Origin of the sequence: Burkholderia sp. BCC1977 (genome assembly GCF_905339595.1) — a bacterium.
Taxonomy (GTDB): domain Bacteria; phylum Pseudomonadota; class Gammaproteobacteria; order Burkholderiales; family Burkholderiaceae; genus Burkholderia.
On sequence record NZ_CAJPGQ010000007.1, the window covers coordinates 37344 to 58865 of the forward strand.

Sequence of the window (21522 nt, forward strand, 5' to 3'; positions counted from 1 at the left end):
GGCTGACGGGCTGTCAGAACGACTCGTCGGCCGACAGGTAGCGCCATTGCCCTTGCGGCAGCGCGCCGAGCATCACGCGGCCCATCCGCACGCGCTTCAGGCCGATCACGTCGAGACCGACCAGTTCGCACATGCGGCGGATCTGGCGCTTCTTGCCTTCGCGCAGCACGAAACGCAGCTGTTCGCCGTTCTGCCAGCTCACCATCGCCGGCTTCAGCGCGACACCGTCGAGCTCGAGGCCGTGGCGCAGCTTCGCGAGCGATTCGGCGGGGAAGTGCTGATCGATGTCGATCAGCCGTTCGCCGAAGCGCACGCGCACCAGGTATTCCTTGTCGATGTCCGACTGCTCGCCGATCAGCTGCTTCGCGATCCGGCCGTTCTGCGTCAGCACGAGCAGGCCGGTCGAATCGATGTCGAGCCGTCCGGCCGGCGCGAGCGCGTGCAGGTGCTGCGGCGAGAAGCGTACTGGCGAGCGGTCGCCGCTCCACTGGTTCGCGCGCGTGATCAGCACCGACGCGGGCTCGTAGCCGTCTTCCGCCTGCCCCGACACGTAGCCGACCGGCTTGTGCAGCAGGATCGTCACCTGGGCGGCTTGCGCGGCGCTCGCGCGCTCGTCGATCTCGATCTTCTGGTCCGGGCGGACCTTGGTGCCGAGCGTGTCGATGCGTTCGCCGTCGACGAGCACCCAGCCCTTCTCGATCCATTCGTCGGCTTCGCGGCGCGAGCACAGGCCGAGTTCGGACATGCGCTTCGACAGGCGCATCAGGCCCGTTTCGTCGCCGTGGTCGACGTCGGCGGCGCGGCGCTTGACCGGTTGGGCGCTCTTCAGCGCGGCGCCGGTCGAGCGGCGTTCGGTGCTGCTGCGCTCGCCGTCGCGTGCGGGGCGAGCCGGGCGGTCGGACGACGTACGGCGTTCGCCGAAGCTGCGCTTCTCGCCGTAGCCGGCCGCCTTGTCGCGATAGGGCGCGCGTGCACCGCCTTCGGCACCTGCGCGGCGCGGGCGTGCGTCGTCGTCGCCGCGGCGCGCGGGGCGGTCGGACGACGTGCTGCGTTCGCCGAAGCTGCGCTTCGGTGCATCGCCGGTGGCCTTGTCGCGGTAGGGGGCACGTGCGCCGCCTTCGGCGCTTGCGCGGCGCGGCCGCGCATCGTCGTCGTTGCGACGCGCCGGGCGGTCGGATGACGCGCGGCGGTCGCCGAAGCCACGCTTTTCACCTTCACCGGCCGCCTTGTCGCGATAGGGCGCGCGTGCGCCGCCTTCGGCACCTGCGCGGCGCGGGCGTGCCTCGTCGTCGCCGCGACGTGCGGGACGGTCGGACGGCGTGCGGCGCTCGCCGAAGCTGCGTTTTTCGCCGTAGCCCTCTGCCTTGTCGCGATACGGTGCGCGTGCGCCGCCTTCGGCGCCTGCACGGCGCGGACGTGCATCGTCGTCGTTGCGACGTGCCGGACGATCGGACGACGTACGGCGTTCGCCGAAGCTGCGTTTCTCGCCGTAGCCCTCTGCCTTGTCGCGATACGGTGCGCGTGCGCCGCCTTCGGCGCCTGCACGGCGCGGGCGTGCCTCGTCGTCGCTGCGACGTGCCGGACGGTCGGACGGCGTACGGCGCTCGCCGAAGCTGCGCTTCGTGCCTTCGCCGGCTGCCTTGTCGCGATAGGGCGCGCGCGCGCCGCCTTCGGCGCCTGCGCGACGCGGCCGCGCCTCGTTGTCGCTGCGATAGCCGCGTTCGGCACCGCCGTCACGCGGCGCGCGCTTCGCCGGCGCGCGATCCGCACCGGGACCCTCGCCGCGCGGCTTGAACGCGCGTTCGCCCGCGGCTGCCGGTGCGGCGGCCTTCTTTGGGCGCGCGGGCTTGTCGGACGCGGGCGGCGCGGCGGGGCGCACCGCCTTGCGGGCAACGAGGCTGCCGGAGCGGACAGGGGCGCGGGTCGGCGATGCCGGCTTCGGATTCTTGACGGTTAATTTGGTGCGCATAAACGCTGGGATTCATTCAGACTGCGATCGCGCGCAGCAATTCGGTTTCGAGCTGGATCTGCAGGCGGTTGTCGGACAGGCCGGCACCGTCGAGCAGGAAGATGTCCTCGACGCGTTCGCCGAGCGTATTGATCCGCGCCGCGTGGACGCCGACCTGATGCTCGGCCAGGACGCGCGCGATCGAATAGAGAAGGCCCGGCCGGTCGTTGGCGGACACGGACAGGATGTAGTACTGGCCGCGCTCGTCGGCCCGGAGGTCGACGCGCGGCGTGATCGGAAACGTCCGGGACAGCCGCGACAGGCGGCCCTTGGACGGTTCCGGCAGCGACGCGGTTTCGGCAAGGCGTGTCGCGAGTTGCTGTTCGACGAGATTGGCGATGTCGCGGTAGCGCACGTCGCGTTCGGTCTGCGTGACGATGAAGTTGTCGAGCGCATAGCCGTGCCGTGTCGTGCTGACGCGCGCATCGAGCACCGACAGCCCGTTGCGGTCGAAGTACGCGCAGATGCCCGCGAACAGGTCGGGGCGGTCCTTCACGTACACGAGCACCTGCAGCGCGTCGCCGATCGGCGACGGCCGCGCACGGACGATCGCGGTCTCGGCGTTCACGTGGCGGTACAGCACGCGGGTCTGCCATGCGATGTCGGCCGCGTCGTGACGCAGGAAGAAGCCGATGTCGAGCTGATCCCACAGCGCGCGGTGCGCGTCGTCGGGCACGGTCTCGAGGCGCAGCAGCGCGAGCGCCTGCTCCTGCCGCGACTTCAGTTCCGAATGCGCGTCGGGATTGGCGCCGCCGAGCACCGCGAGCGTGATGCGGTACAGGTCCTCGAGCAGCTTGCCCTTCCACGTGTTCCACACCTTCGGACTCGTGCCGCGGATATCGGCGACGGTCAGCAGGTAGAGCGCGGTGAGGTACCGTTCGTTGCCGACGACTTCGGCGAAGCGCTTGATGACTTCGGGGTCGCTCGTGTCCTGCTTCTGCGCGACCTGGCTCATCGTCAGGTGATGCTGGACGAGCCATACGATCAGCGCCGCATCGTCGCCGGCGATCCCGTGCTCGCGGCAGAAGCGCCGCGCGTCGGCCATCCCGAGCGTCGAGTGGTCGCCGCCGCGGCCCTTCGCGATGTCGTGGAACAGCGCCGCGACATACAGCACCCACGGGCGCTCGAAATTGCCGATCAGCTGGCTGCAGAACGGGTACTCGTGCGCATGCTCGGCCACCGCGAAGCGGCGGATGTTGCGCAACACCATCAGGATGTGCTGGTCGACCGTGTACACGTGGTACAGGTCGTGCTGCATCTGGCCGACGATGCGGCGGAAATTCAGCAGGTAGCGGCCGAGCACGCTCGTCTGGTTCATCAGCCGGAACGCATGCGTGATGCCTTCGGGCTGCTGCAGGATCTGCATGAACGTGCGGCGGTTCTGCGGATCGCGCCGCCACGTGTTGTTCATGATCTCGCGCGAGTTGTACAGCGCGCGCAGCGTGCGGGCGGACAGGCCCTTCACGCCGCGGGTCGTCTCGTACAGCAGGAACGCTTCGAGGATCGCGTCGGGATGGCGCTCGAACACGCCGTCGTCGACGATCTCGAGCATGCCCTGCTTCTCGACGAAGCGATCGGGCGACAGCACGCGCGTGATGCCGCTCGTCGCGGGGAACAGCTGCGCCTCGATGTTCTGGATCAGGATCGTCGCGAGCTGCGTGACCGCTTTCGCGGCCCAGTAGTAGCGGCGCATCAGCTGCTCGCTCGCGCGCTTGGCCTGCGTCGGCCGGTAGCCGAAGCTCTCGGCGGCTTGCGTCTGCAGGTCGAACACGAGCATGTCCTGGCGGCGGCCGGCGATCACGTGCAGCCGTGCGCGCAGCGTCTTCAGGAATCCTTCGTTGCGGCGCAGCTCGCGCGCCTCGCGATCGGTGATGAGGCCGCGCGTGTCGAGTTCGCGCCAGCTGCTGCCGAAGCCGGCCGCGCGCGCGATCCACAGGATCGTTTGAAGGTCGCGCAGCCCGCCGGGGCTTTCCTTCACGTTCGGCTCGAGGCTGTACGGCGTGTCCTGGAACTTCGCGTGGCGCTGGCGCATCTCGAGCACCTTCGCGGTGAAGAACGCGCGCGCGTCGAGCGCCTCGTGATACCGCACGGTGAAGCGTTCGAACAGCGCGGTGCTGCCGACGATGCGGCGCGCCTCGAGCAGCGAGGTCTGCACGGTGACGTCCTGCGACGCTTCCTCGATGCATTGGGCAACCGTGCGCACGCTGCTGCCGATCTCGAGGCCGAGATCCCACGCCATCCCGATGAAGCGCTCGATGCGCGCGTCGAGCGCCGGGTCGTGCGCATCGGGCAGCAGCACGAGGATGTCGACGTCGGAGTGGGGCGCGAGCTCGCCGCGCCCGTAGCCGCCGACGGCGACGAGCGCAAGCGTCGCGGGCAACCCGCAGTCGTCCCACACGCGCTTGAGCGCATCGTCGGTGAGTTTCGACAATGCGTGCATCAGCGACGCGACGTTGGTCGCGCTGCGAAAGCGCTCGAGCATGCCGGCCTTGGCGGCCTTGAATTCGGCGCGCCGCGACAGCGCTTCGGGCGAGGGGGCGGCGTGAGCGTTCATGGGCGGCCGTTCAGGTTTGGGGGCGGGCTGGCGCGGCGGCGCTCAGACCGCGGCGGCCGGTTGCGCGAACACCGGGCGTGCCGGCGTGCCGGCCGATACGGTCAGCACCTCGTAGCCCGTCTCGGTGACGAGCACCGTGTGCTCCCACTGCGCGGACAGGCTGCGGTCGCGCGTCTTGACCGTCCACTGGTCGGGCATCGTGCGGATGTCGCGCTTGCCGGCGTTGATCATCGGCTCGATCGTGAAGATCATCCCGGCCTTCAGCTCGATGCCGGTGCCCGGACGGCCGTAGTGGACGACCTGCGGATCTTCGTGGAACACCGTGCCGATGCCGTGCCCGCAGTATTCGCGCACGACGCTGTAGCCCTGCGCTTCCGCGTGCTTCTGGATCGCGTAGCCGATGTCGCCGAGGTGCGCGCCGGGCTTGACCTGGTCGATGCCGAGCCACATGCACTCGTAGGTGGTCTGCACGAGACGCTTCGCGAGGATCGAGCCTTCGCCGACGATGAACATCCGGCTGGTGTCGCCGAAGTAGCCGTTCTTGATCACGGTGACGTCGATGTTCAGCGCGTCGCCGTTCTTGATCACCTTCTCGCCCGGAATGCCGTGGCAGATCACGTCGTTGACCGAAATGCAGGTGGCCTTCGGGTACGGCGGATAGCCGGGCGGCTGATAATTCAGCGGCGCGGGGATCGTGCCCTGTTCGTTGAGCATGAATTCGTGACAGAGCCGGTCGAGTTCGGCGGTCGTGACGCCCGCGACGACGTGCGGCGTGATGAAGTCGAGCACTTCGCTCGCGAGACGGCAGGCGACGCGCATCTCGGCGATGTCGTGTTCGTTTTTGAGCGTAATAGCCATCGAGGTATGCCTGGAATGCGGTGAATTGACGGATTATCGCACCTTATGGCGGGCCTCGCAGCCCCTGCCGGCGGTGCCGATGCGGGTTTTCGCGGATTGTCCGGCCGGCTGCCGCGCGGCAAGCGAAAGTGGCGGGCGACTTGAGAGCCGACAAATCGGCGTGCTATACTCTTTGGCTAAGTCGACATCCAAATGCCGAACCTGCCCCGTCGTGGGGCGGCATGGCGATGAAAGACTTGCGGCACGGGCATTTTCGCACGTGCCGAATCGCAAGCCGGCGCAACCAGGGTGCCGGCCGCGCGGAACGAAGGTCCTTCGGGGCGCGTTCGCGCGGCGGTACGGCAGCCGGCTTAAGACCCAACCCTCGTGGAGAATTTACATGGCAGTCACGATGCGCCAAATGCTGGAAGCGGGTGTCCACTTCGGTCACCAGACGCGCTTCTGGAACCCGAAGATGGCTCCGTTCATTTTCGGTCACCGCAACAAGATTCACATCATCAACCTCGAAAAGACGCTGCCGATGTTCACGGACGCACAGAAGTACGTGCGCCAGCTGGCAGCGAACCGCGGCACGATCCTGTTCGTCGGCACGAAGCGCCAGTCGCGTGACACGATCGCCCAGGAAGCGCAACGTGCGGGCATGCCGTACGTCAACGCACGCTGGCTCGGCGGCATGATGACGAACTTCAAGACGCTGAAGGTGTCGATCAAGCGCCTGAAGGACATGGAAGCGGCCGTCGAATCGGGCGAAACCGAGAAGATGAGCAAGAAGGAAGCGCTGCTGTTCGAACGCGAAATCGCGAAGCTGCAGAAGTCGATCGGCGGCGTGAAGGACATGGGCGGCATTCCGGACGCAATCTTCGTCGTCGACGTCGGCTACCACAAGATTGCCGTCACGGAAGCGAACAAGCTGGGCGTGCCGGTCATCGCCGTGGTCGATACGAACCACTCGCCGGAAGGTGTGGACTACGTGATCCCGGGTAACGACGACTCGAGCAAGGCAGTCGCGCTGTACGCCGAAGGCGTGGCCGACGCGATCCTCGAAGGCCGTGCGAACGCGGTCAACGAAGTGGTCCAGGCAGTGCGCAGCGGTGGCGACGACGAGTACGTCGAGGAAAACGCGTAACTGGCCCCGAGCCGGCGCAAAAAGGGGGCTCTCAACAGGCCCCCTTTTTTTAAGCTTGTGCGCCGGACCTGATCGCGCCGAATCGGCGCGGGTCCGGAAACGATTTTCGGCCGTTCGCGTCCAAGCGGGCGGCGTTGTGAATACAGACTCAAGGAGCGAATGATGGCGGCAATTACCGCAAGCATGGTGGCAGAACTGCGCGCAAAGACCGACGCACCGATGATGGAGTGCAAGAAGGCGCTGACGGAAGCCGACGGCGACCTGGCCAAGGCTGAAGAGCTGCTGCGCGTCAAGCTCGGCAACAAGGCGAGCAAGGCGGCATCGCGCGTGACGGCCGAAGGCGTCGTCGCATCGTTCGTCGGCGGCAACGCAGGCGCGCTGGTCGAACTGAACTGCGAAACCGACTTCGTCGCGAAGAACGACGACTTCCTCGCATTCTCGAAGACGGTTGCAGAACTCGTCGCGACGCAAAACCCGGCCGACGTGGAAGCACTGTCGGCACTGCCGCTCGAAGGTTCGACGGTCGACGCAGTCCGTCTGGCCCTGATCGGCAAGATCGGCGAGAACGTGTCGATCCGCCGTTTCGTCCGTTTCGAAACCGCGAACAAGATCGCAACGTACCTGCACGGCGCGCGTATCGGCGTGATCGTCGAGTACACGGGTGCTGAAGAGCAGGTCGGCAAGGACGTCGCGATGCACATCGCCGCGATGAAGCCGGTCGCGCTGTCGTCGGCCGACGTGCCGGCGGAACTGATCGAGACGGAACGCCGCGTCGCCGAGCAGAAGGCTGCCGAATCGGGCAAGCCGGCTGAAATCGTCGCGAAGATGGTCGACGGCAGCGTCCAGAAGTACCTGAAGGAAGTGTCGCTGCTGAACCAGACGTTCGTGAAGAACGACAAGCAGACGATCGAGCAGATGCTGAAGGCAGCGGATTCGGCAGTGCAGAAGTTCGCGCTGTTCGTCGTCGGCGAAGGCATCGAGAAGCGCCAGGACGACTTCGCCGCCGAAGTGGCCGCGCAAGTCGCAGCAGCAAAGCAGCAGTAAGCAGTCAGGCAGTATCCGCGGCGGGCGTCCGCTCCGCCGCGGCCGGCGGCGCCGCCGGCCGGCCGGGAACCCCGGTCCGACCGTCGGCGCTTGCCCGAATCAGTATTTCGCCCCTACAGTTCGTGGTTGTCATCCTCTCGTCGCTCGGAAGCCCCTATGTCCAATGCCTATAAACGCGTCCTCCTCAAACTCTCCGGCGAAGCGCTGATGGGCGACGATGCCTTCGGCATCAATCGCGCGACGATCGAACGGATGGTGGCGGATATCGCCGAAGTCGTGGGTCTCGGCACGCAGCTCGCGGTCGTGATCGGCGGCGGTAACATTTTCCGCGGTGTCGCGGGCGGCGCGGCCGGCATGGACCGCGCGACGGCCGACTACATGGGGATGCTGGCGACGATGATGAACGCGCTGGCGCTGCAGGACGCGATGCGCCACGCCGGCATCGTCGCGCGCGTGCAGTCCGCGCTGCGCATGGACCAGGTCGTCGAGCCGTACATCCGGCCCCGCGCGATCCGCCAGCTCGAGGAAGGCAAGGTCGTGATCTTCGCGGCCGGCACGGGCAACCCGTTCTTCACGACGGACACGGCTGCCGCGCTGCGTGGTTCGGAAGTGGGCGCCGAGGTCGTTTTGAAGGCGACCAAGGTCGATGGCGTATATTCTGCCGATCCGAAGAAGGATCCGTCGGCCACGCGCTACACGACGATCAGCTTCGACGAGGCGATCAGCCGCAATCTGCAGGTGATGGACGCGACGGCCTTCGCGCTGTGCCGCGACCAGAAGCTGCCGATCCGCGTGTTTTCGATCAACAAGCCGGGCGCGCTCAAGCGTATCGTGCTGGGCGAGGACGAAGGTACGCTCGTCCACGTGTAAACTCCCGCGGATGCGGGTCATCGGCCGCGGCGCGCAAGATGCGCCGGGCGGGGCCCGCGTTCTTTGAAGGTTTGAAGGTTCGGAGGTTGAAATGAGTGTCGCTGATACCAAGAAGGGCGTCGAGCAAAAGATGCAGCGCTCGATCGATGCATTCAAGAGCGATCTGGCGAAGATCCGTACGGGCCGTGCGCACACCGGCATGCTCGATCACGTGCAGGTCGACTATTACGGGTCGATGGTGCCGATCTCGCAGGTTGCCAACATGACGCTCGTCGACGCACGCACGATCGGTGTGCAGCCGTGGGAAAAGCCGATGGTGGCGAAGGTCGAGAAGGCCATTCGCGAAGCCGATCTCGGCCTGAACCCGGCAACGTCCGGCGATCTGATCCGCGTGCCGATGCCCGCGCTGACGGAAGAGCGCCGCCGCGAGCTGACCAAGGTCGTGAAGGGCGAGGGCGAAACGGCCAAGGTCGCGATCCGCAACCTGCGCCGCGACGCGAACGAAGCGCTCAAGAAGCTCGTGAAGGACAAGGAAATCTCGGAAGACGACGAGCGCCGTGCGAGCGACGACGTGCAGAAGTTGACCGACAAGCACGTCGCCGAAATCGACAAGCTCGTGCAGACCAAGGAAGCCGAGATCATGACGGTCTGACGACCGTCCTCGCGCGCCGCCTTCTTCCCGCATTACTGTCTCAACGGCCATGACCTATACCAGCTCTACCGTTCGCGTGCCTGACGTCGGCGCCGTGCCGCGTCATATCGCGATCATCATGGACGGCAACGGCCGTTGGGCGACCGAACGCCGCTTGCCGCGCGTCGCGGGGCACACCCGCGGCGTGGACGCCGTGCGGGCGGTGGTCGAAGGCTGCGCGCGCGCCGGCGTCGAATACCTGACGCTGTTCGCGTTCAGTTCGGAAAACTGGCGCCGGCCGAACGACGAAGTGTCGTTCCTGATGCGCCTGTTCATCACCGCGCTCGAGCGCGAGATCGGCAAGCTGCATGCGAACGGGATCCGCCTGCGGGTGGTGGGCGATCTCGAGCGTTTCGAGCCGCGCATCCGCGAACTGATCCGCCGCGCCGAAACCAAGACGGCGCGCAACACCCGCCTGACCCTGACGATCGCCGCGAACTACGGCGGCCGCTGGGACATCCTGCAGGCGACGAAGAAACTCGTCGAGCAGGCCGTGCGCGAGGGCCGCGAGGTCGAGGTGACCGAAGACGCGTTCGCGCCGCATCTGGCGATGGCCTATGCGCCGGAGCCCGATCTTTTCATCCGCACCGGCGGCGAGCAGCGCGTCAGCAATTTCCTGCTGTGGCAGCTCGCGTACGCCGAATTCTATTTCACCGACAAATACTGGCCGGACTTCGACGGCGCGGCGCTGGCCGACGCGATCGCGTCGTATACCGAGCGCGAGCGCCGTTTCGGGCGCACCAGCGCGCAGCTCGAACCGCAATCGCAGAACGCCGATTCCCTTTCATGCTGAAAACCCGTGTGATCACGGCGGTCGTGATGCTGGCGGTGTTGCTGCCGGTGACGCTGTTCGCGCCGCTCGCCGCGTTCGGCGCGCTGATCGGTGTCGTGCTCGTGTTCGCCGCGTGGGAATGGGCGCGCCTGCTGAAGCTCGGCGCGACCGGTTCCGTCGTCTACGCGATCGTCGCGGCGCTGGCGCTCGCGGCGACCGCGCCGCTCGGCGTCGATGCCGCTTCGTCCCGTCCCCTTTTTATGGCGGCCGGCGTATTCTGGCTGCTGGTCGGCCCGTTCTCGCTGCGGCGCAAGCCGGAACTCGCGGGCGGCGTATGGCGGCCGTTCCTGCTCGCGGCCGGGCTCGTGGTGTTCGCGGCCTGCTGGCACGCGGTCGTCGCGGCGCGTGCGCAGGGCGTTCCGTTCGTGCTGTCGCTGCTGCTGGTCGTCTGGCTGGCCGATATCGGCGCATATTTCGCGGGCAAGGCCTTCGGAAAGCGTAAACTCGCTATTACGATCAGTCCCGGGAAGAGCTGGGAAGGCGCGATCGGCGGCTGGCTCGCCGTGATGGTCGTCGCGGGCATCGCGATGGCCGCGCACGGGTTCGAGCCGACCCTGTTTTCCGCATTCGCGACGCGCTACGGGATGCCCGGCGCGTGGGCCGCGCTGACGCTGCTGGTGGCGTACAGCGTGATCGGCGACCTGTTCGAGTCGCTACTCAAGCGTCAGGCGGGCGTGAAGGATTCGAGCGGCCTGCTGCCCGGTCACGGCGGCGTGCTCGACCGCGTCGACGCGCTGCTGCCGGTGCTGCCGCTCGCCATGCTGCTGCTTGGTTAAACCACTATTTCTGTTATGCAAAAACGTCTGACACTGCTCGGTTCCACGGGCTCGATCGGAGACAGCACGCTCGACGTGGTCGCCCGCCATCCCGAGCGTTTCTCGGTCTACGCGTTGACCGCGCACCGCAACGGCGACAAGCTCGTCGAGCAGTGCCTGCGCTTCGCACCCGAAGTCGCGGTGGTCGGCGATGCGAACACGGCGGCGCACGTCGAGGCGAAACTGCGCGCGGCGGGCAGCAAGACCACGGTGCTGCACGGGCCGCAGGCGCTGGTCGACGTGTCGAACAGCGACGGCTGCGATACGGTCGTCGCGGCGATCGTCGGCGCGGCCGGCCTCGCGCCGAGCCTCGCGGCCGCGCGCGCCGGCAAGCGCATCCTGCTCGCGAACAAGGAATCGCTCGTGATGTCGGGCGCGATCTTCATGGACGCCGTGCGCGACCATGGCGCGATCCTGCTGCCGGTCGACAGCGAACACAACGCGATCTTCCAGTGCATGCCGCGCGACGAGAACGAGCACGGCGGGATCTCGAAGATCATCCTGACCGCGTCGGGCGGCCCGTTCCGCACGCGCGAGCCGGCCACGCTCGTCGACGTGACGCCGGACGAGGCCTGCAAGCACCCGAACTGGGTGATGGGCCGCAAGATTTCCGTCGATTCCGCGACGATGATGAACAAGGGTCTCGAAGTGATCGAGGCGCACTGGATCTTCGGCCTGCCGGGCGACCGGATCGACGTGTTGATTCACCCGCAGAGCGTGATCCATTCGCTCGTGTCTTACCGCGACGGCTCGGTGCTCGCGCAGCTCGGCAACCCCGACATGCGCACGCCGATCGCGCACGCGCTGGCGTTCCCGGAGCGCGTCGACGCGGGGGTCGACCAGCTCGACCTCGCGCAGATCGCACAGCTGTCGTTCGAGAAGCCCGACTACACGCGCTTCCCGTGCCTCGCGCTTGCGCTGAAGGCGCTTGAAGAGGGCGGTATCGCGAGCGCCGCATTGAACGCGGCGAACGAAATCGCGGTCGAAGCGTTTCTCGAGCGCCGGATCGGCTTCATGGCGATCGCGGCGACGGTCGATGCGGTGCTCAACGCACTGCCGAACCGCAACCCGAACGGGCTCGACGACGTCCTTGCGGCGGATGCCGAGGCACGCCGCCTCGCCGCCGAGATCATTGCGAAAGCGCCTGCGCCACGCGTGGAGCGCACTGTCTGAATGAGGTGCTCATGAACGTGCTGGTCGAACTGATCGCGTTTGCGGTGGCGATCGGGGTGCTGGTCGTCGTGCATGAGTACGGACACTATCGCGTCGCGCGCTGGTGCGGCGTGAAGGTGCTGCGTTTCTCGATCGGCTTCGGCCAGCCCGTCGCACGCTGGGTCAGCCGCAGGACGGGCACCGAGTGGACGCTCTCCGCGCTGCCGCTCGGCGGCTACGTGAAGATGCTCGACGAGCGCGAGCCGGGGCCGGGCGTCAAGCCCGAGGAGCTCGACCAGGCGTTCAACCGGCAATCGGTGTTCAAGCGCATCGCGATCGTCGCCGCCGGCCCGATCGCGAACTTCCTGTTGGCAATCGTCCTGTTTTCCGCCGTATTCGCAACCGGCGTGACCGAGCCGGCCGCGGTGCTCGCGCCGCCGGCCGCCGGTACGGCGGCGGCTCGCGCGGGCTTCGACGGCAGCGAGACGATCGTCTCGATCCGCGACGCGCAAGGCGGCGACGCCGTGCCGGTGCGCTCGTGGTCGGACCTGCGCTGGAAGCTGCTGGCCGCCGCGTTCGACCATCGCGAGGTCGTGCTCGGCGCGCGCGACGGCGGCGCGCCGACGTTCGACTTCCGCGTCGACCTGCGCAATGTTCCCGAAAGCCAGCTCGACGACGATTTCATGATGCATCTGGGCTTCGAGACCGGCGGCGGCACGCTGTCGGTGGCGTCGGTGCAGCCCGGCAGCGCGGCCGAGCAGGCGGGCCTGAAGGCCGGCGACAAGCTGCTCGCGCTCGACGGCAAGCCGATCGGCGGCGCATCGCGCTTCATCGACGCGGTGAAGCACCATGCGGGCCAGGCGGTCGAACTGCAGGTCGACCGCGGCGGCGCCTCCCGGACGGTGTCGATCGTGCCGCAGGCGCAGCGCGACGATGAAACGGGGCAGAAGGTCGGCCGGATCGGCGCGGCGCTGTCGATGAACACGCCGTCGGTGGACGTGCGCTACGGGCCGATCGAGAGCCTGCAGCTCGGCGCGCGCCGCACGTGGGACATCGCCGTTTATTCGCTGAAGATGTTCGGGCGGATGATCACGGGCGATGCGTCGCTGAAGAATCTGTCCGGCCCGGTGACGATCGCCGACTACGCGGGCAAGAGCGCGCGGCTCGGTCCGACGGCCTTCCTGTCGTTCCTCGCCCTTGTCAGCATTAGCCTCGGGGTGCTGAACTTGCTGCCGATTCCCGTTTTGGACGGGGGGCATCTGTTATATTATCTGGTTGAAGCCGCGACCGGGAAAGCCGTATCGGAGCGCTGGCAGCTGATTCTGCAAAGAGCCGGGTTGATCTGCATCGTCGTATTGTCGGCGATCGCGCTGTTCAACGACCTGGCTCGGTTAATCCATTTCTGAAGCGTCAGGCGGCGGCCAGTCGGCCGCCGCCTGATTTGATGCAGCTAAATATTGGGGATGCACGTTGTTCAAACCTCATCGCTTTGTACCTAAGACAGTTGCTGCGGCCGCGCTCGCCGCTCACGGCCTCGCGGCGCATGCAGCGGCACCGTTCGTGGTGCAAGACATCAAGATCGAGGGGTTGCAGCGCGTCGAAGCGGGTTCGGTGTTCGCCTACCTGCCGATCAAGCAGGGCGATACCTTCACCGACGACAAGGCATCCGAAGCAATCCGCGCGCTGTACGCGACGGGCTTCTTCAACGACGTGCGCATCGCCACCCAGGGCAACGTCGTGATCGTGCAGGTGCAGGAGCGTCCGGCCATCGCGTCGATCGACTTCACCGGCACGAAGGAATTCGACAAGGACAACCTGACGAAGGCGCTGCGCGCGGTGGGTCTGGCCGACGGCCGCTACTACGACAAGGCGCTCGTCGACAAGGCGGAGCAGGAGCTCAAGCGTCAGTACCTGACGCGCGGCTTCTATGCGGCCGAGGTCAAGACGACGATCACGCCGGTCGACGCGAACCGCGTGTCGATCCTGTTCGCGGTCGCGGAAGGCCCGAGCGCGAAGATCCGCCAGATCAACTTCATCGGCAACAAGGCGTTCAGCACCAGCACGCTGCGCGACGAGATGCAGCTGTCGACGCCGAACTGGTTCTCCTGGTACACGAAGAACGACCTGTACTCGAAGGAAAAGCTGACGGGCGACCTCGAGGCCGTGCGCTCGTACTACCTGAACCGCGGCTACCTCGAGTTCAACATCGAGTCGACCCAGGTGTCGATCTCGCCGGACAAGAAGGACATGTACCTGACGGTCACGCTGCACGAAGGCGAGCCGTACACGGTGTCGGGCATCAAGCTGTCGGGCAACCTGCTCGATCGCGAAGCCGAACTGAACAAGCTGATCAAGATCAAGCCGGGCGATCGCTTCTCGGCCGAAAAGCTGCAGCAAACGACGAAGTCGATCGTCGACAAGCTCGGCGAATACGGCTACGCATTCGCGACCGTCAACGCGCAGCCGGACATCGACCAGGCGAACCACAAGGTGAACCTGAATCTCGTCGTCGATCCGAGCCGCCGCGTGTACGTGCGCCGCATCAACGTGGTCGGCAACACGCGCACGCGCGACGAAGTCGTGCGCCGCGAAATGCGCCAGCTCGAAAGCTCGTGGTTCGATTCGAACCGCCTCGCGCTGTCGAAGGACCGCGTGAACCGTCTCGGCTACTTCACCAACGTCGACGTGACGACGGTACCGGTCGAAGGCACGAACGACCAGGTCGACGTGAACGTGAAGGTCGACGAAAAGCCGACCGGCGCGATCACGCTGGGCGCGGGCTTCTCGTCGACGGACAAGGTGGTGCTGTCGGCCGGCGTGTCGCAGGACAACGTGTTCGGCTCGGGCACGAGCCTGTCGGTGAACGTCAACACCGCGAAGAGCTACCGCACGCTGACCGTCACGCAGGTCGACCCGTACTTCACGGTCGACGGCATCAAGCGGATCACGGACGTCTACTACCGCACGTACCAGCCGCTCTACTATTCGACGAGTTCGAGCTTCCGGATCATCAGCGCGGGCGGCAACCTGAAGTTCGGCATTCCGTTCTCGGAAGTCGACACCGTCTACTTCGGCGCGGGCTTCGAGCAGAACCGTCTCGACGTCGACTCGAACACGCCGCAGAGCTACCAGGATTACGTGAACGAGTTCGGCCGCGTGTCGAACACGGTGCCGCTGACCGTCGCGTGGTCGCGCGATGCGCGTGACAGCGCGCTGATCCCGAGCCGCGGCTACTTCACGCAGGCGAACGTCGAATACGGCGTGCCGGTCGGCAAGATCCAGTACTACAAGGCCGACCTGCAGGCGCAGTACTACTATTCGTTCTCGCGCGGCTTCATCCTGGGCCTGAACCTGCAAGGCGGCTACGGTAACGGCATCGGCAACCCGTACCCGATCTTCAAGAACTACTACGCGGGCGGTATCGGCTCCGTGCGTGGCTACGAGCCGAGCTCGCTGGGCCCGCGCGACACGAAGACGAACGACCCGATCGGCGGTTCGAAGATGGTGGTCGGCAACATCGAGCTGACGTTCCCGCTGCCGGGCACCGGCTACGACCGCACGCTGCGCGTGTTCACGTTCCTCGACGGCGGTAACGTGTGGGGCAACGCACCGGGCGGCACGAGTACCGGCGCGAACGGCCTGCGTTACGGCTACGGTGTGGGTCTCGCGTGGATCTCGCCGATCGGCCCGCTGAAGCTGAGCCTCGGCTTCCCGCTGCAGAAGCATGAAGGCGACCAGTACCAGAAATTCCAGTTCCAGATCGGGACGGCGTTCTGATCGAACGCATGACAACAGCAACGAGAGGGTAATTTTGCTAACCGGTAAGTTTTCGAAACGAGTGATGTGTGCGCTGACCGTTGCGCTGGCCTTGGGCGCGGCGACGGCACATGCTCAGGACGTCGCCCGCATCGCGGCGGTCAATTCGGATCGGATCCTGCGCGAGTCGGCCCCCGCCAAGGCGGCGCAGACGAAGCTCGAAGCCGAGTTCGCGAAGCGCGACAAGGATCTGCAGGACCTCGCGGCGCGCCTGAAGTCGATGTCCGACTCGCTCGACAAGAACGGTACGTCGCTGTCGGCGGCCGATCGCGCGCAGAAGCAGCGCGATCTCGCGCAGCTCGATACCGACTTCCAGCGCAAGCAGCGCGAGTTTCGCGAAGACCTGAACCAGCGCCGCAACGAGGAACTCGCGGCGGTGCTGGAGCGCGCGAACAAGGTCATCAAGCAGATCGCCGAGCAGCAGAATTACGACCTGATCGTGCAGGAAGCCGTGTACGTCAGCCCGCGCATCGACATCACCGACAAGGTGCTCAAGGCGCTCGCGTCCGGCTCGACGAACTGAACGGAGCAGACGACGAATGGCATTGACGCTTGAGGCACTCGTAAAGCGGTTCGGCGGCGAGATCGTCGGCGACGCCCAGTGCAAGGTGGGCGGCCTCGCGCCGCTCGACCAGGCAGGCCCTCAGCAACTCGCGTTTCTCGCGAATCCGAAGTACCTGTCGCAGGTCGAGGCAACCCGCGCCGGCGCGGTGCTGATCGCGCCGAGGGATCTCGAAAAGCTGGGCGCGGCCGCGAGCGGCCGGACGGCCGGCCCCCGCAATTTCATTGTGACGCCGAATCCGTACGCGTATTTCGCGCGCGTCGCGCAGATGTTCATCGATCTCGCCACGCCGCCGCGCGCGGCTGGCGTGCATCCGAGCGCGACGATCGATCCGGCCGCGCAGGTTGCCGCGAGCGCGGTGATCGGTCCGCACGTGACGGTCGAGGCCGGCGCGGTGATCGAGGACGGCGTGCAGCTCGACGCGAACGTGTTCGTCGGCCGCGGCACGACGATCGGCGCGGGTTCGCACCTGTATCCGAACGCATCGGTGTACCACGGCTGCAGGATCGGCCCCCGCGCGATCATCCATTCGGGTGCCGTGATCGGTTCCGACGGCTTCGGCTTCGCGCCGGATTTCGTCGGCGACGGCGACGCGCGCACCGGCAGCTGGGTCAAGATTCCGCAGGTCGGCGGCGTGTCGGTCGGCCCGGACGTCGAGATCGGCGCGAACACGACGATCGATCGCGGCGCGATGGCGGACACCGTCATCGAGGAATGCGTGAAGATCGACAACCAGGTGCAGATCGCCCACAACTGCCGGATCGGCGCCTACACGGTGATCGCCGGCAAGGCAGGCATTGCGGGCAGCACGACGATCGGCCGCCACTGCATGATCGGCGGCGCGGCCGGGATCGCCGGCCACGTGACGCTCGGCGACTATGTCATCATCACCGCGAATTCGGGCGTATCGAAGTCGCTGCCGAAGGCCGGCATCTATACCAGCGCGTTCCCGGCCGTCGACCACGGCGAATGGAACAAGAGCGCCGCGCTCGTGCGCAACCTCGACAAGCTGCGCGACCGCATCAAGGCGCTCGAAACCGCGCTGGCCGCCCAGGGCGGCACGGACGCCTGACCGACACCATGCGAGACCATGAACCGGGCACGGCCAGCGCATCCGGCCCGGTTTGCCAGACTGGGCCGCGCGGCGGCCCGCTTCAGCCTTTGCATCACCACCGCGCAGCCTCTGCGTGAGACGAACCATCATGAGCACTGAAAAAATCAATCTCGACATCCACAAGATCCTCACGCTGCTGCCGCATCGCTACCCGATTCTGCTCGTCGATCGCGTGCTCGAACTCGAGCCGCACAAGGGAATCAAAGCGCTGAAGAACGTGTCGATCAACGAGCCGTTCTTCCAGGGGCACTTCCCGAAGCGGCCGGTGATGCCGGGCGTGCTGATCCTCGAGGCGCTCGCTCAGGCGGCCGCGCTGCTGACGTTCGCGGAAGAGCAGCCGAAGGATCCGGAAAACACGCTGTACTACTTCGTCGGCATCGACGGCGCGCGCTTCAAGCGCGTGGTCGAACCGGGCGACCAGCTGATTCTGAACGTGACGTTCGAACGCTACATCCGCGGCATCTGGAAGTTCAAGGCGGTGGCGGAAGTGGACGGCAAGGTGGCGGCGGAAGCCGAACTGATGTGCACGGTCAAGACGGCCGACGCGGCGCCCTGAGCGACGCGGCACGCATGGGTAACGTAACGCGGGCAACGCGACACATCACATCGAGAGGCAACGGCGCATGACCAGGATTCATCCTACCGCGATCGTCGAACCGGGCGCGCAGATCGACGAGTCCGTCGAGATCGGGCCGTACGCGATCGTCGGGCCGCACGTCACGATCGGCGCGCGTACGACGATCGGCTCGCACAGCGTGATCGAAGGTCACACGACGCTCGGCGAGGACAACCGCATCGGCCATTACGCATCGGTCGGCGGCCGTCCGCAGGACATGAAGTACCAGGACGAGCCGACGAAGCTCGTGATCGGCAACCGCAACACGATCCGCGAATTCACGACGATCCACACCGGCACCGTGCAGGACGCCGGCGTGACGACGCTCGGCGACGACAACTGGATCATGGCCTATGTGCACATCGGTCACGACTGCCGCGTCGGCAACAACGTGATCCTGTCGAGCAACGCGCAGATGGCCGGTCACGTCGAGATCGGCGACTGGGCGATCGTCGGCGGGATGTCGGGCGTGCACCAGTTCGTGCGCATCGGCGCGCACTCGATGCTGGGCGGCGCCTCGGCGCTCGTGCAGGACGTGCCGCCGTTCGTGATCGCGGCCGGCAACAAGGCCGAGCCGCACGGCATCAACGTCGAAGGCCTGCGCCGGCGCGGTTTCTCGCCCGACGCGATCTCGGCGCTGCGCAGCGCGTACCGCCTGCTGTACAAGAACGGCCTGTCGCTCGAGGAAGCGAAGGTGCAGTTGCGCGAGCTGGCGACCGCGGGCGGTGAAGGCGACGCAGCGGTCACCGCGCTCGTCGAGTTCATCGACGCGTCCCAACGCGGCATCATCCGCTAAGCGATGTCGCTCCCGACCAATCAGCTCCGGCTCGCGATGGTGGCCGGCGAGCCGTCGGGCGATCTGCTCGCGGCGTCGCTGCTCGGCGGGCTTCAAGCGCGGCTGCCCGCGTCGACCCGCTACTACGGGATCGGCGGGCAGCGGATGCTCGCGCACGGCTTCGATTCGCACTGGCAGATGGACAAGCTGACGGTGCGTGGCTATGTCGAGGCGCTGGGCCAGATCCCCGAGATCCTGCGGATTCGCGGCGAGTTGAAGCGCCAGCTGCTCGCGGAGCGGCCCGACGCATTCATCGGCGTCGACGCGCCCGACTTCAACTTCAGCGTGGAACAGGCCGCGCGCGACGCGGGCATCCCGTCGATCCACTTCGTGTGCCCGTCGATCTGGGCGTGGCGCGGCGGGCGGATCAAGAAGATCGCGAAGTCCGTCGACCACATGCTGTGCCTGTTCCCGTTCGAACCGGCGATCCTCGACAAGGCAGGCGTCGCGTCGACGTATGTCGGCCACCCGCTGGCCGACGAGATTCCGCTCGAGCCCGACACGCACGGCGCGCGCATCGCGCTCGGTCTGCCGGCCGACGGTCCGGTGATCGCGGTGCTGCCGGGCAGCCGGCGCTCGGAGATCGGGCTGATCGGCCCGACGTTCTTCGCGGCGATGGCGCTGATGCAGCAGCGCGAGCCCGGCGTGCGGTTCGTGATGCCGGCGGCGACGCCTGCGCTGCGCGAACTGCTGCAGCCGCTCGTCGACGCGCATCCGCAGCTCGCGCTGACGATCACCGACGGCCGCTCGCAGGTCGCGATGACGGCCGCCGACGCGATCCTCGTGAAGAGCGGCACCGTCACGCTGGAAGCCGCGCTGCTGAAGAAGCCGATGGTGATCTCGTACAAGGTGCCCTGGCTGACCGGGCAGATCATGCGCCGGCAGGGCTATCTGCCGTACGTCGGCTTGCCGAACATCCTGGCGGGGCGCTTCGTCGTGCCCGAGCTGCTGCAGCATTTCGCGACGCCCGAGGCGCTCGCCGATGCGACGCTCACGCAGCTGCGCGACGACGTCAACCGCCGCACGTTGACCGAAGTGTTTACCGAAATGCATCTCTCGCTGCGGCAGAACACGGCCGCGAAGGCGGCCGAAGCGGTCGTGCGCGTCCTCGAGCAACGCAAGGGGCGCGCATGACGGCAGCCCGCGCACCACGCCGCCGCGCGTCGACCGACGTGCAGGGCGGCTTCGATTTCAGCCGGCCCGACGAGATCGTCTGCGGTGTCGACGAAGCGGGCCGCGGCCCGCTTGCGGGGCCGGTGGTCGCCGCCGCGGTGATCCTCGATCCCGCGCAGCCGATCGACGGGCTCGACGATTCGAAGGCGCTGTCCGCGAAAAAGCGCGACGCGCTGTACGACCTGATCGTCGCGCGCTCGCGCGCGTATTGCGTCGCGTCGGCCAGCGTCGACGAGATCGACACCCTCAACATCCTGCACGCGACGATGCTCGCGATGAAACGGGCGGTCGAAGGCCTGTCGGTGCTGCCGACGCTCGCGCAGATCGACGGCAACCGCTGCCCGACGCTGACGGTGCGTGCCGAGGCGATCGTCAGCGGCGACGCGCTCGTGCCGAGCATCTCGGCTGCATCGATCCTCGCGAAGGTCACACGCGACCGCATGCTCGTCGATCTGCACGAACGCTTCCCGGCGTACGGCTTCAACGTGCACGCCGGCTACGGCACCGCGAAACACCTTGCCGCGTTGCGCGAGCACGGCCCGTGCGAAGCGCATCGGCGCTCGTTCGCGCCGGTGCGTGCGGCACTCGACCTGATTCGATGAAGAGCATTACTTCCCGCGACAACCCGCTGTACAAGCGCCTCAAGGCGCTCGCGGGTTCGACGTCCCAGCAGCGCCGCGGCGGCCACGCGCTGCTCGAAGGTTTCCATCTCGCCGGCGCGTATCTCGATACGGGCGCGACACCCGAGCTGTGCGTCGCGACCGAAGGCGCGCTCGCGCACGACGAGGCGCAGGCGATCATCGCGCGCGTCGACGCGCAGCGCGTCGTCACGCTGCCCGACGCGCTGTTCGGGCAACTGTCGAACGTCGTCAGCGGCGTTGGTTTCCTGCTGCTCGTCGACCGGCCCGCACAGCCGCTGCCCGAGCGCGTCACGCACACGTCGGTCGTGCTCGACGGCGTGCAGGACGCCGGCAACGTCGGCTCGATCCTGCGCAGCGCGGCGGCGGCCGGCGTGCGGCACGTATTCTGCGCGCCGGGCACCGCCTATGCGTGGTCGTCGAAGGTGCTGCGCTCGGGCATGGGCGCGCATTTCCTGTTGTCGATCCACGAGGATGTCCAGCCGGAGGCGCTCGCCGAACGCCTCGACGTGCCGGTCGCGCTGACCGATTCGCACGGCGCGCAGGCAATCTACGACTGCGACCTGGCCGGCCCCGTCGCATGGGTGTTCGGCAACGAGGGCGCCGGCGTGTCGGCGTTCTGGCGCGATGCGGCCGCGCATCGCGTGACGATCCCGCAGCCGGGCGGCATGGAGTCGCTGAACGTCGCGGCAGCGGCGGCGGTGTGTCTGTTCGAGCAGGTGCGGCAGCAGCGGCGCGCATGACCTGACGACGTGACGTGCGGCGTGGTCCGCGCGTCGTATCCCGCTCCATGAAAAAAGGCCGCGACGCGGCCTTTT

At 67.0% G+C, this 21522-nt stretch carries 19 protein-coding genes; 16 read left to right on the plus strand and 3 right to left on the minus strand.

The window, feature by feature from the left end; all coding sequences use genetic code 11:
* Positions 1-13 precede the first annotated feature (13 nt).
* From U5771_RS08380 to map, 3 genes are read right to left on the minus strand one after another with little or no spacing between them, the layout of a single operon-like run.
* Positions 14-1969: a pseudouridine synthase gene (locus tag U5771_RS08380; protein WP_322023533.1), complete on the minus strand. Its 1956-nt coding sequence runs from the start codon at positions 1967-1969 to the stop codon at positions 14-16.
* Between the two features lie 16 nt (positions 1970-1985).
* Entirely contained in the window at positions 1986-4562 is a 2577-nt protein-coding gene (locus U5771_RS08385) for a [protein-PII] uridylyltransferase (RefSeq protein WP_322023534.1), read from the minus strand.
* 42 nt (positions 4563-4604) lie between these two features.
* Positions 4605-5420, minus strand: coding sequence for a type I methionyl aminopeptidase (gene map, locus U5771_RS08390; protein WP_006752148.1), 816 nt, complete (start codon positions 5418-5420; stop codon positions 4605-4607).
* Between the two features lie 379 nt (positions 5421-5799).
* Here map and rpsB point away from each other — a divergent pair, with 379 nt between their 5' ends.
* The 16 genes from rpsB (at position 5800) to U5771_RS08470 (ending at position 21447) form a co-directional block, all read left to right on the plus strand.
* On the plus strand, positions 5800-6546 hold the full coding sequence (gene rpsB, locus U5771_RS08395) for a 30S ribosomal protein S2 (RefSeq protein ID WP_132024724.1): 747 nt from the start codon (positions 5800-5802) through the stop codon (positions 6544-6546).
* 162 nt (positions 6547-6708) lie between these two features.
* Positions 6709-7590 carry a translation elongation factor Ts gene (gene tsf, locus U5771_RS08400; RefSeq protein ID WP_322023535.1) on the plus strand — a complete coding sequence of 294 codons (882 nt, stop codon included), beginning with the start codon at positions 6709-6711 and terminating at the stop codon, positions 7588-7590.
* Between the two features lie 156 nt (positions 7591-7746).
* On the plus strand, positions 7747-8460 hold the full coding sequence (pyrH, locus tag U5771_RS08405) for a UMP kinase (protein WP_011885142.1): 714 nt from the start codon (positions 7747-7749) through the stop codon (positions 8458-8460).
* A 91-nt stretch (positions 8461-8551) separates the two neighbouring features.
* Positions 8552-9112, plus strand: a complete 561-nt coding sequence (frr, locus tag U5771_RS08410) for a ribosome recycling factor (protein ID WP_122945702.1) — start codon at positions 8552-8554, stop codon at positions 9110-9112.
* Positions 9113-9161: 49 nt separating this feature from the next.
* A complete protein-coding gene (uppS, locus tag U5771_RS08415) occupies positions 9162-9944 on the plus strand; it encodes a polyprenyl diphosphate synthase (RefSeq protein WP_322023536.1) in 783 nt (260 codons plus the stop codon).
* The gene (locus U5771_RS08420) at positions 9938-10759 is read left to right on the plus strand and encodes a phosphatidate cytidylyltransferase (RefSeq protein ID WP_322023537.1); all 822 of its coding nucleotides are present in this window, start codon (positions 9938-9940) and stop codon (positions 10757-10759) included. The genes uppS and U5771_RS08420 overlap by 7 nt, the downstream gene beginning before the upstream one ends.
* Positions 10760-10774: 15 nt before the next feature.
* Positions 10775-11971, plus strand: a complete 1197-nt coding sequence (locus U5771_RS08425) for a 1-deoxy-D-xylulose-5-phosphate reductoisomerase (protein ID WP_322023538.1) — start codon at positions 10775-10777, stop codon at positions 11969-11971.
* 11 nt (positions 11972-11982) lie between these two features.
* The gene (rseP, locus tag U5771_RS08430) at positions 11983-13356 is read left to right on the plus strand and encodes an RIP metalloprotease RseP (protein WP_322023539.1); all 1374 of its coding nucleotides are present in this window, start codon (positions 11983-11985) and stop codon (positions 13354-13356) included.
* A 64-nt stretch (positions 13357-13420) separates the two neighbouring features.
* Positions 13421-15727, plus strand: a complete 2307-nt coding sequence (gene bamA / locus U5771_RS08435) for an outer membrane protein assembly factor BamA (protein WP_044843770.1) — start codon at positions 13421-13423, stop codon at positions 15725-15727.
* 64 nt (positions 15728-15791) lie between these two features.
* A complete protein-coding gene (locus tag U5771_RS08440) occupies positions 15792-16289 on the plus strand; it encodes an OmpH family outer membrane protein (RefSeq protein WP_185658144.1) in 498 nt (165 codons plus the stop codon).
* A 16-nt stretch (positions 16290-16305) separates the two neighbouring features.
* A complete protein-coding gene (lpxD, locus tag U5771_RS08445) occupies positions 16306-17400 on the plus strand; it encodes a UDP-3-O-(3-hydroxymyristoyl)glucosamine N-acyltransferase (protein WP_322023540.1) in 1095 nt (364 codons plus the stop codon).
* Positions 17401-17530: 130 nt separating this feature from the next.
* Positions 17531-17998: a 3-hydroxyacyl-ACP dehydratase FabZ gene (gene fabZ / locus U5771_RS08450; RefSeq protein ID WP_006495559.1), complete on the plus strand. Its 468-nt coding sequence runs from the start codon at positions 17531-17533 to the stop codon at positions 17996-17998.
* 67 nt (positions 17999-18065) lie between these two features.
* Positions 18066-18854: an acyl-ACP--UDP-N-acetylglucosamine O-acyltransferase gene (lpxA, locus tag U5771_RS08455; protein WP_322023541.1), complete on the plus strand. Its 789-nt coding sequence runs from the start codon at positions 18066-18068 to the stop codon at positions 18852-18854.
* 3 nt (positions 18855-18857) lie between these two features.
* On the plus strand, positions 18858-20027 hold the full coding sequence (gene lpxB, locus U5771_RS08460) for a lipid-A-disaccharide synthase (protein WP_322023542.1): 1170 nt from the start codon (positions 18858-18860) through the stop codon (positions 20025-20027).
* Complete coding sequence (rnhB, locus tag U5771_RS08465; protein ID WP_322023543.1) at positions 20024-20668, plus strand: ribonuclease HII; 645 nt, start codon at positions 20024-20026, stop codon at positions 20666-20668. The genes lpxB and rnhB overlap by 4 nt, the downstream gene beginning before the upstream one ends.
* On the plus strand, positions 20665-21447 hold the full coding sequence (locus U5771_RS08470; RefSeq protein ID WP_322023544.1) for an RNA methyltransferase: 783 nt from the start codon (positions 20665-20667) through the stop codon (positions 21445-21447). The genes rnhB and U5771_RS08470 overlap by 4 nt, the downstream gene beginning before the upstream one ends.
* Positions 21448-21522 lie beyond the last annotated feature (75 nt).

Excerpts from the sequence above, each read along its gene's own strand:
- U5771_RS08420 (WP_322023537.1), top strand. The coding sequence starts at position 9,938 with ATGCTGAAAACCCGTGTGATCACGGCGGTCGTGATGCTGGCGGTGTTG.
- rnhB (WP_322023543.1), top strand. The coding sequence starts at position 20,024 with ATGACGGCAGCCCGCGCACCACGCCGCCGCGCGTCGACCGACGTGCAG.
- U5771_RS08380 (WP_322023533.1), bottom strand. The coding sequence starts at position 1,969 with ATGCGCACCAAATTAACCGTCAAGAATCCGAAGCCGGCATCGCCGACC.
- U5771_RS08425 (WP_322023538.1), top strand. The coding sequence starts at position 10,775 with ATGCAAAAACGTCTGACACTGCTCGGTTCCACGGGCTCGATCGGAGAC.
- tsf (WP_322023535.1), top strand. The coding sequence starts at position 6,709 with ATGGCGGCAATTACCGCAAGCATGGTGGCAGAACTGCGCGCAAAGACC.
- frr (WP_122945702.1), top strand. The coding sequence starts at position 8,552 with ATGAGTGTCGCTGATACCAAGAAGGGCGTCGAGCAAAAGATGCAGCGC.
- U5771_RS08470 (WP_322023544.1), top strand. The coding sequence starts at position 20,665 with ATGAAGAGCATTACTTCCCGCGACAACCCGCTGTACAAGCGCCTCAAG.
- lpxD (WP_322023540.1), top strand. The coding sequence starts at position 16,306 with ATGGCATTGACGCTTGAGGCACTCGTAAAGCGGTTCGGCGGCGAGATC.
- fabZ (WP_006495559.1), top strand. The coding sequence starts at position 17,531 with ATGAGCACTGAAAAAATCAATCTCGACATCCACAAGATCCTCACGCTG.
- uppS (WP_322023536.1), top strand. The coding sequence starts at position 9,162 with ATGACCTATACCAGCTCTACCGTTCGCGTGCCTGACGTCGGCGCCGTG.
- lpxB (WP_322023542.1), top strand. The coding sequence starts at position 18,858 with ATGTCGCTCCCGACCAATCAGCTCCGGCTCGCGATGGTGGCCGGCGAG.
- pyrH (WP_011885142.1), top strand. The coding sequence starts at position 7,747 with ATGTCCAATGCCTATAAACGCGTCCTCCTCAAACTCTCCGGCGAAGCG.
- rseP (WP_322023539.1), top strand. The coding sequence starts at position 11,983 with ATGAACGTGCTGGTCGAACTGATCGCGTTTGCGGTGGCGATCGGGGTG.
- U5771_RS08440 (WP_185658144.1), top strand. The coding sequence starts at position 15,792 with ATGTGTGCGCTGACCGTTGCGCTGGCCTTGGGCGCGGCGACGGCACAT.
- rpsB (WP_132024724.1), top strand. The coding sequence starts at position 5,800 with ATGGCAGTCACGATGCGCCAAATGCTGGAAGCGGGTGTCCACTTCGGT.
- lpxA (WP_322023541.1), top strand. The coding sequence starts at position 18,066 with ATGACCAGGATTCATCCTACCGCGATCGTCGAACCGGGCGCGCAGATC.
- U5771_RS08385 (WP_322023534.1), bottom strand. The coding sequence starts at position 4,562 with ATGAACGCTCACGCCGCCCCCTCGCCCGAAGCGCTGTCGCGGCGCGCC.
- map (WP_006752148.1), bottom strand. The coding sequence starts at position 5,420 with ATGGCTATTACGCTCAAAAACGAACACGACATCGCCGAGATGCGCGTC.